This is a genomic window from Gudongella sp. QWL-04, from assembly GCF_058683975.1.
The window spans coordinates 1,450,473-1,466,780 of record NZ_CM178754.1 but is presented as its reverse complement, the minus strand read 5'-3'; the positions used below and the strand labels follow the sequence as shown (position 1 = coordinate 1,466,780).

Here is a 16,308-nt window from a genome sequence, read left to right as displayed (position 1 = left end):
ATGACAGGCCAACTTGGCCTGTCACTTTTTCTGATACTATTATTCAACTACTTCTGCTGGATCAGTAATTTCAGCAGTCTCGGTCTCCTGGTCCCACTCAATTTCCAAGCCCATATTTTCAATGATGAATCTCAAAGGAACGACTATTCTTCCTTCAATTACTTCAGCATCAACTTCAAGCTCGACAGGTTCATCGTTTACAGTTATAGTGCCCTCAGAAATCACGAAAATAATTGTAGTACCACCATAAACTATCGTTGCAGTCTTAGTATCATCATCCCAGTCTACTTCAGCCCCTAAAGCAGTCGATATGGACCTTATGGGGACCAACAGTCTGCCTTCCTTTATTACAGGAGGAACATCAAACTTAAGGTTTTTTTCTGGCATTAATATATTTTCTGCAGGTAGGACCTTGATATCAGGATAACCCTCAAGGGCTTCTGCATTAAGCATCAACGCATTCCATTCCTCCAACGTATATTTCTCTCTCATGACTTGCTGCATCTCACGGATCTTAAGCTTCATCAAGCTCTTGATCTCACTAAACTGCTCTTTAAGTGTACCAAGTTCCTCTAAAAGTGTCGCAATTTCTTCATCTTTGTCCGATCCCTCGAGAGCTTCTAGCTTAGCCTCGATTTCTTCGATTTTTGATTCCAATTCATCTTTGCTAAGTTCAAAGGTTAGTTTTTGAATCTGAAGTTCCTTCTTGATCTTTATCCATTCTTTCTTTGGACCCTTGCCTTCTTCGTCGTCTTCTTCTTCCTCAATTTCGACCTCATCTTCTAATTCGATTTCTACATCCTCATCAGCAAATGCCATAGCAGGTAGTGTTAGTAACATGGCCAAAGACAAAATAAGTGACAACAAAACAAGCATTTTTCTCATTCTTTTCCCCTCCTTAATAACCTATCCCCGTGCAATAAAAAAAGCTCTGAAAGGGTCACCAATCAGAGCCATGATTTCATACATGTTCTACTTTATGGCAACCCGGCTGCCCTAGTCATTAACCTTAGGCCCGTGGCTTTGCGTCCATTGCTTTCACAATGTTTGCCCTTTCAATTTGTGATTAAATAATACAGCTACGTCGTTTAAATGTCAATAAATTTCGTAGTAAAGCATTAAAATGTTGGCATAGCTGAAAATAAATAATTATTAAGACTGGAGTTTCCCCTGAGCCTTGAGGCTGTTCAGGAAATACGGCATCTGAACTCTCCACCATGGCCAATCGTGGTCCACATCGGTACCCCAGAAGTCGATCCACGCAGGTACTCCCTTGCTATCCAGGATAGCCTTCAACAGCTTGGTATCTCTTATGGTATCCTCTTCCCATTTTCCCTGTCCAGTACAGACAATAATATTTCCATTCCTATACGCTTCGAGGTATTTTGGGTCATTGAGGTTGGCGAGGTAATCCACTGGGGAATTGAAGTACACATCGGGATCAGATAAATTGTTTCCAACGAAGAATCTAGCATCGTATAGTCCGCTTAAGGCGATCATAGAGTCAAAAATATCAGGATGTCTAAAATAAAAGTTTGCACTGTGATAACCCCCCATACTGCAGCCGGTAGTCATAAAGCCTCCCTGCCAGCCACTGTGAGCCCATACAAACGGGACGAGTTCGTTAATGATATAGGAGTCGTAGGCATTGTGCATCCTCGCCATATCACCAGGCCACATACCTTTATTGAGCCACGATTCCTGATCAACGCTGTCGGGGGTATAGAACCTGACAACACCCTCCTCAATAAGGCTGCTGCATGCCTCGATCATTCCAAAATCCTCATATTCGTAAAAGCTGCCCCCGGATGAAGGGAACACAATAATGGGCTTACCAGCATGTCCGTAACTTTTGAAGGCCATAGTCCTTCCCAAACTGGAGCTGTAAAATTCATGGTATTCTATTCTCATATCATCGACCTCCAGTCTATATTAATTCCCGTTCAAGGATATACTCAGCAGCACTTCTCAATACATCAAAATCAGGGGACCGGAGAACATAGGCATAATTTCCCAAAGCGCCTGAAAATACAGTTGCAATCTGTCCTTGGGATACCATGATATCTGAAAATCTCAACCCAATGTCTTCATTGCTGTGCACCTGCTTAGATCCAAGTTTATCCTTTATACCAACGAAACCGCAGTGATACTTTGGCTTTGAAAGCTCTTCAATGGTCTTACCGCTTACCATTTTTGCATATATATTAAATATATCTATATCATTTGCATAGTTGAACATATCCACCGAAAGACCTCCGGGAGGTCTGGCATTTACCTCAAGAGCAATTAAGTCACCGTCGCTTTTTCTAAAAAATTCTATGTGGAAGAACCTTCCTCTAAGTCTGAAGGCCTCGACGGCAGTTTCCCCAAATTCCATAAGATCCTCGGGTATCTCTCTTTGGTTGTAATAAAACTGGTCCAGTCCGTCATTAACCGTTTCCATAACACCGGTACCGAATACAAATGAATTAATAAACACAAGGTTTCCTTCAGGATCAACAAGCCCGTCAAATGAGTGGATCTCACCCTGGATAAATTCCTCCATAATGTAGTCCACAGGTGGCTTTGTATTGAAGAAACTTTCAAGCTCCTCAAAGCTTTTGATCTTGTATGTATTAGAGGCACCTACACCACTGTCAGGCTTGGCACATACAGGGTATCCTACCTTCTTGATAAGCTTTAGTGCCTCATCAATAGTTTTGACTAAGCCACCCCTTGCTACAGGGATCCCTGCTCTTTTGAATACATCCTTCATCTTCGATTTTCTTTTTATCTTAGCCATATCACGATTTTTAAAGCCGTCGATATTAAAATCAGTCCTAAGACTTGCATCCTGCTCCAGCCAGTACTCATTGTGAGACTCCAACCAGTCAATTTTCCCATATTTAAAGCTAAGGAAGGCACAGGCTTTAAACATCTGATCATAATCTTCCATATTATCGACCTTGTAGTACTCAGTCAAAGCATTCTTAAGAGATGTATCCAAGCTGTCATAGATTTCAGAGCCTATACCCAGCACATTGACACCCTCAGCTTTCAATGCGACAGCAAAGTTTTTGTAATTAGGTGGAAAATCTGGGGAAATAAATACATAATTCATGGCGATCTCCTTTCTTTAGCGATATAGTTTCAGGTATATTTCCAAATATTATATCACCTAAAAGCGTGAAAGCAATATGAAATTATTGTAATTATTTATTAATAACAAGCTTTCTTGATCAGCTTTCAGTAAGTTTATTCATAAGCTCTCTGACTCTAGGCTCATCCTTTACATTGGTCAAGACCACCAAATAGTCTTCAGCTTTTATCTCTGTGTTTCCATGGGGAGTTATATCTATTCCTTCACGCCTGATCGCAATTATAAGCGTACCAAAAGGCATTTCCAGTTCTCGTACCTTTTTGCCCTCTATTGCTGCACCAAAGTGGACGATGCTCTCGAAGGTAATCATTTTATAGGAATCCCTTTCAGACGACTCAGCCTGTTTTGCTTCCAGCTGCAGCTCCAGCAGCGATTCATATATTGGGGTGCTTTTTAACAGATCTGCAGTAACATATGCAGTGATGGAAACCACAGTAAGTGGAAGCAGATGACTGAAAGATCCTGTCATCTCAATGAGAAGTATTATCCCAGTTATCGGAGCCCTAACTATAGCAGTGAAAAAACCCGCCATTGCAAGAGCAACAAAGTTAAAAAATAGCTGTGGATCAATCCCTGCACCGCTGATAGCTAAATTTCCAACTATACCACCGAGTAGAGATCCCATTACAAGAAGAGGGAAAAAAATGCCTCCTGGAGCGCCAGATCCAAAGCTTATCATCGAGAAAATGAACTTTACAGCGAGTACAAGCAAAAGCCACTGCAGGCTTGAAGAAGGTCCGAGCTCCTCGATTATATGATCTCCACCGCCAAGAACGATGGGAAACAGCAAACCAAATACTCCTGCAAAGAGGAATGGAAGTATAAACTTCAGGTTAGTATTATAAGTTCCAATTCTTTTATACAGCTTCAATGATTTAATGATTATGAAGTTATAAAAGGCTCCCGCCGAACCAACAACTACTCCAAGCACAAGGATAATCCAATAATTATCGAGAGTGAAGGTATTATCCAGATTAAAGTGAAAAATCGGGGTCAATCCAAAAAAGAAGCTGGCTACTAAATCTGCAGCCACTGCGGACACTATTGTTGCAAGTAGAACGATTGGTGAGAAGTACTTAAATACTTCCTCGAGTGCAAACATTACACCTGCAAGGGGAGCATTAAAGGCAGCTGACAAACCAGCACTTGCACCGCTTGCTATAAGAATTTTTTTCTCGGTTCGAGTTGAAGCTATCCTATTCCCGACACCATGTGCAGTTGCTGCTCCGAGTTGTATGCTTGGGCCTTCACGACCAACAGATAAGCCTGCAAAAATTGCGATGATACCCCCTGCAAACTTGGCAAGTAGAGTTGAAAGCCATGGGTTCTTGAAATAACCCATAAGCTGACCCTTCACCTGAGGGATACCGCTTCCGCTAATGAGAGGATACCTTGTGACAAGCTGACCCACTAGCCAGCCTAGAAAAGCAAGGATTAAAAATAAGGGACCAATAAGCAGTGGGTTGCTTCTTGCAAAGCTATACATCGTAAGGCTAAATTCCCCGGCATATGTAAGGCATATCCTATATAGCACAGTAACAAGTCCAGCACTAATACCAACGACTAAGCTCTTAGCAATTATTTGAAGCTTCCTGTTGTGTGTGTTTACTACCTTGTGATAATTATTATTTGACATTTTATCTATCTCCTTTTTGACCATATAATTTTATCACAAATTTTTCAGATTTTCACAAAACTTTTCCCATTTGGGTATATATAACATGAAGAAACAAGGGAAGTGAAAGATAGGAGGTAGCTTATGGACAGGATACTCGTTCCAATCGACGGCTCCCCAACATCCAGGAAAGCTGCAGATATGGCGATCGATATAGCTAAGAAGTATGGCAGTGAATTGATCTTTATAACGGTTGCCAGAAGACCTGAGATAATCGGGACAGGCAGCAGCGGATACGGTGGTGCTTACAACATGGATATGCTGACGGAAGAGCTTCAGAAACATCAGTCAAAGATACTGGATGAATTTATCGAAAGACTTGATTTGACCGGAATTAAGACAGAAAAGAGGATGGCTGTTGGAACCCCGGCGGAAGAAATAGCAGATGCAGCCGAAGAGCTGGGAGCAGACCTGATCGTAATCGGCAGAAGAGGCTACTCAAGAATCAAAAGATTCTTCGTAGGTTCGGTCTCTCAAAGAGTCATATCAGAAGCACCTTGCCCAGTACTTGTTGTCAACGACGATACTGCAGAATAGAACCCTGGAACCCTCCAGGGTTCTTGTTATGATAATATCGATCTAATGGGTATATATTTAATATATAAAGTACTGTCTTGATGGTTCCTGGAAGGAGGGATTATTATGAAAAAGATACTTGTACCAGTCGACGGTTCGCCGACATCTCTAAAAGCAGCTTCAAAAGCAGTTGAGGTAGCAAGAAAGTATGATTCTGAATTGATTTTCATGACAGTAGCAAGAATACCGGAAAAGATAATAAGTACAGGCGACAGCGGACTAGCTAGCAGCGGCTATGGCGCATATGACTTGGAGAAAATAGGGGTTGAGCTCAAAGAAAACCAGTTGAGGATATTAGATCATTCCATTCAGCATCTTGACCTTGAAGGGATCAAGTGGGAGAAAAAAATGGTAGAAGGCTTCCCATCAGAAGAAATTGTAGACATGGCAAACGAATTGGGAGTTGATCTAATAGTCATTGGCAGGAGAGGTTATTCAAGGATCAAAAGATTCTTTACAGGCTCTGTATCCAACAGAGTAATTTCAGAAGCTCATTGTCCGGTCCTCGTTATAAACGACGACCAAGCTGAGTAAAATTTCCCCGGGGAAACCCGGGATTTTCTTTTAGCAGCTTCAATTACCGGACCTCATATAACTTTGTTAGTATTGTCTAAGTGTTTTGAAACTGATAAACTAAAAGCAGAAGAAGGGGGAGGGATTTACTATGGAAATAAAAAGATTTGGGAGCAATGGAAGATACTCAAGCGCTGTCGTGCATAACAATGTATTGTATCTTTGCGGTCAAACCTGTGATGAAGAGATCATGAATGTAAAGTTTCAGACTCAAGTAGTACTTAAGCAGATAGACGAGCTGCTAAACAGCCATGGCTCAGATAAGGAGCACATACTATCAGCTACCATATACCTTAAGAACATAAAAGATTATGATGCAATGAACGAAGTTTGGGATGCCTGGGTAGCAAAAGGACAAGAACCTGCACGAGCATGTGTAGAGGCAAAGCTGGCAGACGAATCCATACTTGTCGAGATATCAATAATAGCAGCAATTAAGTAAAAGGCCATTGAGGCCTTTTTTTCATGTCATTTTGCATATTTGATTAAAGCAGTGGTAGAATATTGTTATAACTAAGCTAGAGGTGTTTTACATGCGAGATATCGACAACATGGTAGTACAAGCAAAGGACGATCCAAAAGCTCTTGAGGACTTCATTAGATCTCAGGAGGGATTCATCATCAAAGCAGCGTCCAGAACTTCAAAGCACTACGTAACCAAGAGTGATGACGAATGGTCGATCGCTCTATCGGCCTTTGCAGAAGCTGTAGAGAAGTATGAGCTTGGGAAGGGAAGCTTTATGGCCTTTGCTGAGCTGCTAATAAGACGAAGACTCATTGACTGGTTCAGGATAAATGGTCGAAACAATGAAGAAATCCATGTTGAAGATATAGAAAATGAGCCGGACACTTCAAGAGAAACTGAGGAGCTTAAGCTGGAAATATTGGCACTTGAATGCGTTCTAAAAGAATATGGAATATCCTTCATGGATCTGACCGATGCATCTCCGAAAGCACAAAAAACCAAAGATGCTTGCCGTAAAGCGATAAATTGGATGATCTCCAATCCTATGATCATAAGCCAGATGAAGGAAAACAGTCAGCTGCCAATAAAAATTATTGAAAACAATTCGGGGGTACCCCGAAAAATTCTTGAAAGACACCGAAAATATATAATAGCAGTGGTAGAAATACTGACTGGAGATTATCCGTGGCTAAACGAATATGTAAGGATGGAGGGGAGGTAGTAATGAAGGCAGTTATACTTGAAGCAAAAAACGGTTACGCAGCAGCACTAAAAGACGATGGTACAGTAGTTAAAATAAAAGATGAAAACTATAACGTAGGAGATGTAATAAGAATGAAAGAGAATAAGCCATTATTCAATAAGAAATGGGGTACTTTGGTTGCAGCATTGCTTATTTTTGCAATGGTTGGGACTACAACTTATGTAAATGCAGCACCTAGCTTTGATGTATATGTTGAAGATGAGGGTGGAGACTATGATTTTCTATTTAGAGTAAATAAATTTGGGAAAGTAGTAGAAGTACTTGTTGGGGAAGATAAAAATGAGCAGATCGAATTAAATGATGACGAACTTGTTCTAGAAGGAATGGGGATTGAGGAAGCAATAGAAGCGGTTTTGCTTGATCAAGGATGGGACGATGAAAGTATTGTAACTGTAGCTGCGAAGAATATTGATGATGCTGAGAAGCTTGCTCAGAGAATCAGAGAAAGAATAGCTGAGGAAGAAGGCGAAGGCGAGCTAGATAGAGAAAGAGAAGAGAAAACAATAGAATCTATAAGCAACGAAATGGTAAGAGAAGCTAAAGCTGAAGGAATTGCTCCTGGAAAGATGAACATAATCAATAAAATTTTCGAAGAAGCAGATGAAGATTTTGAAATCGCCATTGGTGATAAAACATTTGAAACAAAAGACCAATTTATTCGAGAAGTAAGAAGAACTGAAGACACTAAAGAATTAATGAAAGATCTAATGAAAGCATATTCAGGATCTAAAGGCAAAGAATCTGCTCCTGGACAACTAAAGAAAGAAGCTGAAGTTCAAACACAAAATAGAAACACTGAGGAAAATACTGAAGAGAACCAAGAAATGAATACCAACATCCCTGAAAATAACCCTGGTAATAAGGGTGGCAATGGCAAGGGTAACGGAAACTAACAGCCAACGATAAAACCCCAATAAATGCACCACCATATTAAACAAAGCCCCGCTTTCCTTGTGTCGGGGCTTTGTTTATTTGACAAATCATCCATTTTTAGCTAAAGTAATGAGTAGAGTCAATCAATCTTAATCAGGGGGAAATTAGATGGCCGCAAGGAATGAGAACAACAAAATGATAAGTATAGCAGCTGCAATATCATACATATTGATGGTATTGGCCAATTTCATGGCAAATGCACTCCCATTAAATGGATTATTTACAGCAGACATTACCAATAAGCTTTACCCGAATTTATTTACTCCAGCAGGTTGGACCTTCTCCATTTGGGGCTTCATATATTTTATGCTGTTATTATACATTTTATACAGCTTAAATATAATAAAAGCTTTAAATCCCATTGAAGAACCACAGGTGCTTGAAAAGGTAGGAATTCTCTTTACTATATCCTCAGTCTTAAACATTGCCTGGCTATTCGCATGGCATTATGACGTAATCGTATTGTCCGAGATATTCATGATCGGACTATGGGTAGTTCTGTCGTTGATACACAAAGAGGTAAGAAGTACAAAATTGACAAAGCTTCAATATGTTTACGTGAAGTTTCCTTTCAGCATATACTTTGGTTGGATAACAGTTGCACTTGTAGCTAATACTGTTGTAATGCTGGTCAGCCTTGATTTTGGTTTCTTCGGTCTTCCTGAAGTAGTATGGGTTAAGTATGTGATAGTAGCTGGTGCAATATTTGCAGGCTTCTTGGGCCTTAAGTTCAAAGATATTGTATATAGCTTTGTACCAGTATGGGGTTATGTCGGGATATTAATGAATCATGCACTGCCATCAGGTCATGGCAACCAATACGAGGACATAATAACACTTTTATCATATACAACAGTGGGACTTATTTTAGTAATGTTTGTAGCCCTTGGTAATATCAAGAGGAGGGCTAAAGTTGGAACAAGAAGAAGGTTAACATAATTTGATAAGTGACAATTGACAATTGACGATTGACAATTAAATACCAAAATCCTTCAATTCGTTCTGAATGACAAAAATTTTGACTGTCATCCTGGACGTTTTCGAAGGATTCTTATTTTTGCAAAGCTATTCCGTCATCCCGACCGAAGTGGAGGGATCTCAATCTTAAATTTGTTGCTACCTACTACTAACTACCTACTACCTACTACAAAATAGATACATCTAAATCTATCTGGGTATAAATAAACCGCACGGTGACATAACCAAATGGAAGAGGAGTGATTTTATGAGCGATCGTATACTTCGCTTCCGATGCATCAAGCTACACAACCGGCCAATACCTCGCAGTTGACGGTGGCTGGACAGCGATATAAAGATAGCTAAGAGATAAGAGCGAAGAGCTAAGAAGTAGGGGCGACCATTGGTCGCTCTTTCTGTCTGCCATAAACACAAAAATCAGGATCCTTCACATTCGTTCAGGATGACAAAAATTTTAGCTGTCATCCTGAGCGTCAGCGAAGGATCCTTTATTTTGCTCTTGCTTAGAATTAAAGGTTTTTGGATTCCAATTGTCCATTGTCAACTGTCAACTGTCAATTGTCAATTGCTCTTCGATCATCTTCCTAGCCTTAACCCTGCTTTCCTCTGTCCCATCGACCCTATACATATTCGTAATGACCTTCTTCACCTGAGTGGGCTTGTCAGAAAGAATAACTATCCTGTCCCCAAGCTCGACCGTCTCATCAAGGTCATGAGTGACAAGTATACATGTCCTCATTTCACACGCAATTAGTTCCTTAAGAAAATCCATGGAAGCCCTTTTATTGGCAATATCAAGAGAACTGAAGGGTTCGTCCATAAGAAGTATATCCGAAGGGTAAGCAAAGGCCCTGAGCATTCCGATGCGTTGCTTCATACCACCTGAAAGCTTCTTTGGATAATAGTCCATGTACTCCTCAAGTCCAACCTGTCCAAGATATCTTTTAACAGTCCATTCCATCTTTTCTTTATCCATCTTCCCTTTAAGAACGAAGCGGATATTATCACCTACAGTTCTCCAGGGGATAAGCCGATCCTCCTGGAACACGAAGGACAGCTTCTCGTATTGAAATCCCTCGACCTTACCAGAGTCAGGCTGATCAAGCTCTGAAATAATATTAAGAAGAGTCGTCTTTCCACAGCCTGATGGACCAAGGATAGCCGTGGTCTTGAATTCCTCAAATTCAATTGTTATATCATCGAGCACCTTAAGCTCATTGTAGCCCTTACTAATATTTCTCACAGCATACATACTCATCACATCCATCCCTTATTCCCCCAGGCAGCCTTCATCTGCTCCATTATTACCCTCAGCACCCAGGATATAAGGAGAATAACTATTATCCAAGCGAATACTCCGTCAGTATTAAGATAGGTTTTTTCAAGCATAAGCCTTGTTCCGATGGCAAACTTAGGTTGAGCAAGAACTTCACCTGCAACGACCATCTTAAGGGACGTACCAAGGGTAGATTCACTTACCCGCTCGATCCCAGACAGGATGGAGGGTAGGTATATATCCCTTGCCATGGTCTTTCGATCCACCACAAAAATATGAGCCATTTCTATAAGGTCCTCGTCCACATTCACGATCGAATTATACACAGCCTCATAAAGAATAGGGAACACCATTACAAAACCAACGAATACAGGCACAAGCTGGCTGTCCAGCCAGATAAGGGCAAGGATGATTATTGCCATAATAGGCACCGAACTTAAGAATGAAAGCACCGGTTCCATCAACTCTCTAAAGAATGGACTCAACCTTGAAAGAGCTCCAAGAGCTACGGCAATAAGAAGCGATGCTCCAAAGCCTGCAACGCACCTTAAAAACGTATAGCCAATGATACTTAAGAAATCACTGTCTGAGGCTATCAATACAAGGCGTGAAAGAGTAGACCCAACGCTGGGAACAATAACCTCGTTGTCCACCAGTAGGGAAAGGAGCACCCAACCTCCTATCAAGGTGATCCAGGCAGCTATTCTTAAACCCCTTTTACCTGTAATATAATCCTTCATCCGGGAGCTTTCCTCCTATAAAGTCAGGGGCAAATTCCATAACAGCCCTGTAATAAGCCTCATATTCAGTCCTTGAATCCTCTATTGAAAAGTCGCCTATATTCATTCTATCAATACCCGATATTATTGCACCCTTACCAGTTCCAAGCTCAAGCTCCTCGGAAATATCTCCAAGCTCTTCGGGATTATCCAAAGCCCACTTGATGCTCTCATCATAAGCTTTCAAGAAGCTTTCAACAAATTCAGGGTGCTCCTCGATAAGACTCGTCTTTACAACAAGGCTTGCCTGGGGATAGCCCTTATCAACCTGCATATACTCAGCCCAAAGTGAGTTCAGATCAAACAATACCTTTACCTTTCCTTCGGACTTGCCAAGCACTCCTGATACAGCAGGCTCAGGAAGTATTGCAAGGGATGCCTTCCCACTTAAAAGATATGGTCCAACCTCAGCTGCAGATGCCAGGTAGTTAAGTGTCAGATCTGAATCCGGCTCAATGGCATCCTTAAGAAGCAGCATCCTGAAAACAAGATCAGGTGTAAGTCCTTTTCCAAAGGTAGCGATCTCTCTTCCGGTAAGCGCTCCTAAAAACGGTGCATCCTCAGTTCCAATAAGGTAAAGATTTCCCCATGTGGAAGTGCCAGCTACAGTATAACCTAGACCCTTGTTGTATGCGGTTGCAGCAAGAGTGGAGGGGATCATGGCAATATCTGCTTCGCCCTTCATTATTGACGAGGTCAATAGATCTGTAGACCTTAAAAGGTCGTATTGTATGCTGTAGGCAGGATCAACCTGTGTATCATCCTTCATCATCCTTGCAGCAGTAAGGGCAGTAACACCCTCCATAAATGCAAACCTAATATTAATCTTTTCTGCGGGCTCTTCAACAGGTTCTGGTGCTTCAGGCTCCTCACTTACAGGAGGCTCTTCGGGAGCAGGAGCAGGGGATGCGGGGGCACACCCTGTGACAAGTCCAACAGACAATAACAGTACAAGCATAAGGCTTAAAAATCTCTTCATAATTTATACACTCCAGTCAAATAATATATGTTTATTATATCACAAAAGCCCCGGTAATGGACCGAGGCTCATTGGATTACTTCTTAGTGGGATCAAGTTCCCAGGCATGATGGTCAGTGTGCAATAGCTCATGTGATTTATGTGAAAGCGGACTTCCAAAGAACTCTTCATAAACCTTTGTGATAGATGGGTTCTCATGAGAGAACCTTAGATTACTCACCTGGTCTAAGCCATAGAGAACCTCAGCTCTTTCCTCGGCAAGCTCCTTACCGTCCCAAATAGGCTGTCCGCCACCACCGGCACAGCCGCCGGGGCAAGCCATTATCTCTACGAAGTGATACTCAACCTCCCCTCGTCTAATGGCCTCGATCAGCCTTCTTGTATTTCCCAGGCCGCTTGCAACAGCTACTTTTAGGGTAGTGCCTGCAATCTCAAAGCTCGCTTCCTTCCAGCCTTTTCTTCCACGAACATCCTTAAATGCATCAGGAGCAGGGTTTTCGCCTGTTACCAGGAAGTATGCGCTTCTAAGCGCAGCCTCCATTACTCCGCCTGTAGCTCCGAATATTACAGCAGCGCCTGAGCCTATTCCAAGAGGAGTATCAAGAGGCTCCTCGTCAAGGTACTTGACTGTGATATGCTCAGACCTAATAAGTCTTTCCACCTCACGGGTCGTAAGTACAACGTCTACGTCTTGACCAGCTCCGGCGTCGCTTAACACAGGAACTCCAGCCTCGTATTTCTTGGCAGTGCATGGCATTATGGATACGCTGAAGATCTTTGACGGATCAACATTCAAAATCTTTGCATAGTAGCTCTTTGCTATTGCACCAAACATCTGCTGTGGTGACTTCGCAGTTGAAAGCTGATCGACCATATCCGGGTACTGGGTCTTTATAAATCTTATCCAGCCCGGGCAGCAGGAGGTAAACATTGGGAAGGTCTCATTCTCTGCATTTTTCAGCTTTTCAAGGAACTCGCTTCCTTCCTCCATTATAGTAAGGTCTGCAGTGAAGTTTGTATCGAAGATATAGTCAAAGCCAACTCTTCTAAGAGCTGCAGCAAGCCTTTCAACCGTCGCAAACTCCCTTGAAAGTCCAAGGCCTTCGCCCCAAGCTGCACGAACTGCAGGAGCTATTTGAACTATTGTTACCTTGTCCTTATCAGCAAGAGCCTCGAACACCTTGTCTGTGTCATCTCTTTCCCTTAGAGCTCCTACCGGACAGTGGGTGATACACTGGCCGCAAAGTGCACAGTCAGACTCTTCGATCCTTCTGTTAAGTGATACGTCAACGTTTGTCCTAGAACCAGTGTTGGCAACATCCCAAACCTTAAGGCTTTGGACATGGTCGCACACCTGGATACATCTCATGCACTTAATGCACTTCTCGTAGTCCCTTACAAGAGGGAAGCCCTCAGTCCAGCGGGCATGAGGCATTTCCAGTTTAAAGGGACTCTCTATGATATTCAGATCATTTGCTATAGTTTGAAGGCTGCAATTTCCGCTTCTAACACAGGTGGTGCAGGTTGCATCGTGCTGTGAAAGTATAAGCTCAACGTTGTTCCTTCTGGCATTTCTTACCTTGGGGCTATTGGTGTGTATTACCATGCCCTCTTCAACAGTATTGTTGCAGGAGGTGACTAGTCTTTCAACTCCCTCGACCTCGATGACGCATACCCTGCAGGCACCGATCTCGTTAAGGCCCTCAAGATAGCAAAGGTTAGGGATGTCTATATGGCATTTCTTCGCAGCATCCAGAATTGTAGTTCCCTCCGGCACAGTAACAGCGCGGTTATTGATAACTAGATTTACCATCTTTCGATCCTCCCTCCCTTAAATACTCCAAAGCCAAAGTGGTCACATCTCAAGCAGCGTCTCGACTCCTGCATAGCCTCCTGATCACTCATGCCAAGCTCAGAAAGCTCAAAGTCGTCTGATCTCTCCTCAACAGGTCTTTCCTTCATATTGACCCTGCCGCATGGAACCCTGTCAGCTATCCTTGGCTCAGGCACTTTGACCTCTGCAATTATCTCATGATGGAAGCCAAGGTAATTGTCTATATTTGCCGCTGCAACCTTGCCGGCTGCAATAGCCTGGATTACAGTTGCAGGACCTGATATACAATCTCCGCCTGAATATACGTCAGGCATTCCAACTACACCTGCAGTATTAAGGGCATCAATAAGGCCTCTTCTTACCGGGATTCCTTCCTTCTCAAACTCCTTGGACTCAATACCCTGTCCTATGGCTATAACTACCACATCACATGGTATTCTCACAGGTGCTTCCTTGGCATCCACAGCCTTTGGTCTTCCGCCATCGATCTGTCCTACTATCTGCGGCTGTACCCAAAGTGCAGTAACCTTGCCATCCTCACCCGTCTCGATCCTCTTTGGACTGTAAAGCTCATAGATCTCGCAGCCTTCAGCAACTGCCGCTTCGATCTCTTCCTTCATGGCTGGCATATCAGCCTTTCTTCTTCTGTATACTATATCTGAGCTCACAGCTCCAAGCCTTACAGCTGATCTTGCCACGTCGATTGCTACGTTTCCGCCTCCAAGAACGACTACTCTCTTGCCCTTAGCGTCTGGATAATATCCGTCACCTGCATCCCTTAGGATATCTACCGCAGAATAAACTCCCTCGGCGTCCTCGTTCTCAAGACCAATCTTTTTGTCAGTTTGAGCTCCTATAGCTATATATATGCTGTCGAACTTTTCCTTAAGATCCATTACTGACATATCCTTACCTATAGTAACTCCAAGGTGGACCTTCACTCCATGGGAGAGCATAGTCTCAATTTCCTGATCAAGTATCTCACGAGGCAGACGATAGTTTGGAATTCCATAACGGAGCATTCCTCCAAGGTGTTTCTTCTGCTCATATATCTCAACCTCATGACCCATAAGGGTGAGGTAATATGCCGCACTCAAACCGCTTGGACCTCCGCCGACAACAGCGACCCTCTTACCTGTAAGAGGAGCTCTCTCTGGAAGTGGAACATTTCCGGCATTTTCAACCGCATATCTCTTAAGACCCCTAATGTTGATTGGGTCATCAACCATGTTTCTTCTGCACCTTGTCTCACATGGATGCTCACAAACGAATGCACAGGTTGCAGGCATTGGATTGTCCTTCCTTATAAGCCTTATTGCATCCTCGTTTCTGCCCTCAGCAATAAGGGCTATGTAGCCAGGAACGTCAACTCCTGCAGGACATAGGGAAACACAAGGTACCGACTGATAGATACCAAAGTTGCAGCGGTTCCTCAGTATATGCTCCTCATAGTCATCTCTGAAGCCCTCGATCCCCTTAAGGACCATGTTTGCTGCCTCATAGCCTATAGCACAATCAGCTGTGTAATAAATACTCCTAGCAGTCTTCTCTATAAAGTCGATAGTCTCCATAGTAGCCTTCCCGTCAAGCACATCCTCCAACAGATTCTCAAGCTGTCCAAGGCCTATCCTGCAGGGCACGCACTTGCCGCAGGTCTGGGCATGGGCCATCTTTAAGAACGAGGAAGCAAGGTCGATAGGGCACAAGCCCGGTGGAGAAGCAGTAATACGCCTCTCAAGATCCTTATACATCTCCTCAACAGTGGCCTGAGCCATATCCTTGGTGATGATACTAAGTCTGCTCAAATAAATCAGCTCCTTTCGCTTACATTCATACCGTTAAATATATAACAATATATACTTAAATAATATACCTGAATAAAGCATATGTCAAGTTAAATTGACAGACAATTGACGAATAGAAATGTGTAAAAATGCAATAATTAGTGTCTCTAAATATATGGAAATGCTGCAAACGCTATCATATAAAGAAATATAATTAACAAACACAATATCTCATTTAATCGAAAATGATGACAAATATATAACAAACATGCAGATTCTGTATTCATGCTTAGTCATCCTGAACAACGTGGAGGAATCTATGCTTTTTCTTTTTTTTGCTTCTGCTAACAACTAACCACGACTTACTAATAGTTAATCTTGTCCTGGTTAAATCTTTTCAATTGTGCATTGTGATCTGTGAATTGTGAATTCTCTTCTAATCTACTGCTACCTACTACCAACTACCTACTACCTACTTTTTTGGGTATATATCAACCAAAGAACCAACCCGACTCCTGACCCCTAATCCCATTATTCCCGAAAGGAAGCGATC

Annotated in this window: 16 protein-coding genes and 1 riboswitch; of the genes, 7 read left to right on the top strand and 9 right to left on the bottom strand. The window is 42.4% G+C overall.

Going from position 1 to position 16,308, the window contains the following annotated elements; translation table 11 throughout:
- Positions 1–39: 39 nt before the first annotated feature.
- The 4 genes from AC4PHB_RS07400 to AC4PHB_RS07385 all read right to left on the bottom strand — a co-directional run bounded on the left by AC4PHB_RS07400 (position 40) and on the right by AC4PHB_RS07385 (position 4,775).
- On the bottom strand, positions 40–885 hold the full coding sequence (locus tag AC4PHB_RS07400; RefSeq protein ID WP_492135812.1) for a copper amine oxidase N-terminal domain-containing protein: 846 nt from the start codon (positions 883–885) through the stop codon (positions 40–42).
- A gap of 93 nt (positions 886–978) precedes the next feature.
- Positions 979–1,062, bottom strand: a riboswitch (cyclic di-GMP riboswitch).
- A gap of 90 nt (positions 1,063–1,152) precedes the next feature.
- Positions 1,153–1,911: an esterase family protein gene (locus AC4PHB_RS07395; RefSeq protein ID WP_492135811.1), complete on the bottom strand. Its 759-nt coding sequence runs from the start codon at positions 1,909–1,911 to the stop codon at positions 1,153–1,155.
- Positions 1,912–1,927: 16 nt separating this feature from the next.
- The gene (locus AC4PHB_RS07390; RefSeq protein WP_492135810.1) at positions 1,928–3,100 is read right to left on the bottom strand and encodes an ATP-grasp domain-containing protein; all 1,173 of its coding nucleotides are present in this window, start codon (positions 3,098–3,100) and stop codon (positions 1,928–1,930) included.
- Between the two features lie 118 nt (positions 3,101–3,218).
- On the bottom strand, positions 3,219–4,775 hold the full coding sequence (locus AC4PHB_RS07385) for a ClC family H(+)/Cl(-) exchange transporter (RefSeq protein WP_492135809.1): 1,557 nt from the start codon (positions 4,773–4,775) through the stop codon (positions 3,219–3,221).
- Positions 4,776–4,898: 123 nt separating this feature from the next.
- On the opposite strand from AC4PHB_RS07385, the gene AC4PHB_RS07380 reads away from it, so the two are divergent.
- The 7 genes from AC4PHB_RS07380 (at position 4,899) to AC4PHB_RS07350 (ending at position 9,438) form a co-directional block, all read left to right on the top strand.
- Positions 4,899–5,351, top strand: coding sequence for a universal stress protein (locus AC4PHB_RS07380; protein ID WP_492135808.1), 453 nt, complete (start codon positions 4,899–4,901; stop codon positions 5,349–5,351).
- A 105-nt stretch (positions 5,352–5,456) separates the two neighbouring features.
- On the top strand, positions 5,457–5,924 hold the full coding sequence (locus AC4PHB_RS07375) for a universal stress protein (protein WP_492135807.1): 468 nt from the start codon (positions 5,457–5,459) through the stop codon (positions 5,922–5,924).
- 130 nt (positions 5,925–6,054) lie between these two features.
- Positions 6,055–6,405: a RidA family protein gene (locus AC4PHB_RS07370; protein ID WP_492135806.1), complete on the top strand. Its 351-nt coding sequence runs from the start codon at positions 6,055–6,057 to the stop codon at positions 6,403–6,405.
- A 91-nt stretch (positions 6,406–6,496) separates the two neighbouring features.
- Positions 6,497–7,150: a hypothetical protein gene (locus AC4PHB_RS07365; RefSeq protein WP_492135805.1), complete on the top strand. Its 654-nt coding sequence runs from the start codon at positions 6,497–6,499 to the stop codon at positions 7,148–7,150.
- Between the two features lie 2 nt (positions 7,151–7,152).
- Positions 7,153–8,085, top strand: coding sequence for a hypothetical protein (locus tag AC4PHB_RS07360; RefSeq protein ID WP_492135804.1), 933 nt, complete (start codon positions 7,153–7,155; stop codon positions 8,083–8,085).
- Positions 8,086–8,233: 148 nt separating this feature from the next.
- Positions 8,234–9,064 (top strand): TspO-related membrane protein, encoded by an 831-nt coding sequence (locus AC4PHB_RS07355; protein WP_492135803.1) that lies wholly within the window; start codon positions 8,234–8,236, stop codon positions 9,062–9,064.
- A gap of 293 nt (positions 9,065–9,357) precedes the next feature.
- Entirely contained in the window at positions 9,358–9,438 is an 81-nt protein-coding gene (locus AC4PHB_RS07350; RefSeq protein WP_492137755.1) for a hypothetical protein, read from the top strand.
- A 212-nt stretch (positions 9,439–9,650) separates the two neighbouring features.
- Here the strand turns inward: AC4PHB_RS07350 and AC4PHB_RS07345 are convergent, their stop codons facing one another.
- The 5 genes from AC4PHB_RS07345 to AC4PHB_RS07325 all read right to left on the bottom strand — a co-directional run bounded on the left by AC4PHB_RS07345 (position 9,651) and on the right by AC4PHB_RS07325 (position 15,776).
- On the bottom strand, positions 9,651–10,370 hold the full coding sequence (locus AC4PHB_RS07345) for an ABC transporter ATP-binding protein (RefSeq protein WP_492135802.1): 720 nt from the start codon (positions 10,368–10,370) through the stop codon (positions 9,651–9,653).
- Positions 10,361–11,119 carry an ABC transporter permease gene (locus tag AC4PHB_RS07340; RefSeq protein ID WP_492135801.1) on the bottom strand — a complete coding sequence of 253 codons (759 nt, stop codon included), beginning with the start codon at positions 11,117–11,119 and terminating at the stop codon, positions 10,361–10,363. The genes AC4PHB_RS07345 and AC4PHB_RS07340 overlap by 10 nt, the downstream gene beginning before the upstream one ends.
- Positions 11,097–12,137 (bottom strand): ABC transporter substrate-binding protein, encoded by a 1,041-nt coding sequence (locus AC4PHB_RS07335; protein WP_492135800.1) that lies wholly within the window; start codon positions 12,135–12,137, stop codon positions 11,097–11,099. Before AC4PHB_RS07335 ends, AC4PHB_RS07340 begins: the two co-directional genes overlap by 23 nt.
- A gap of 76 nt (positions 12,138–12,213) precedes the next feature.
- Positions 12,214–13,950 carry an NADH-dependent [FeFe] hydrogenase, group A6 gene (locus tag AC4PHB_RS07330; protein WP_492135799.1) on the bottom strand — a complete coding sequence of 579 codons (1,737 nt, stop codon included), beginning with the start codon at positions 13,948–13,950 and terminating at the stop codon, positions 12,214–12,216.
- Positions 13,944–15,776, bottom strand: coding sequence for an NAD(P)-binding protein (locus AC4PHB_RS07325; protein WP_492135798.1), 1,833 nt, complete (start codon positions 15,774–15,776; stop codon positions 13,944–13,946). The genes AC4PHB_RS07330 and AC4PHB_RS07325 overlap by 7 nt, the downstream gene beginning before the upstream one ends.
- Positions 15,777–16,308: the final 532 nt, after the last annotated feature.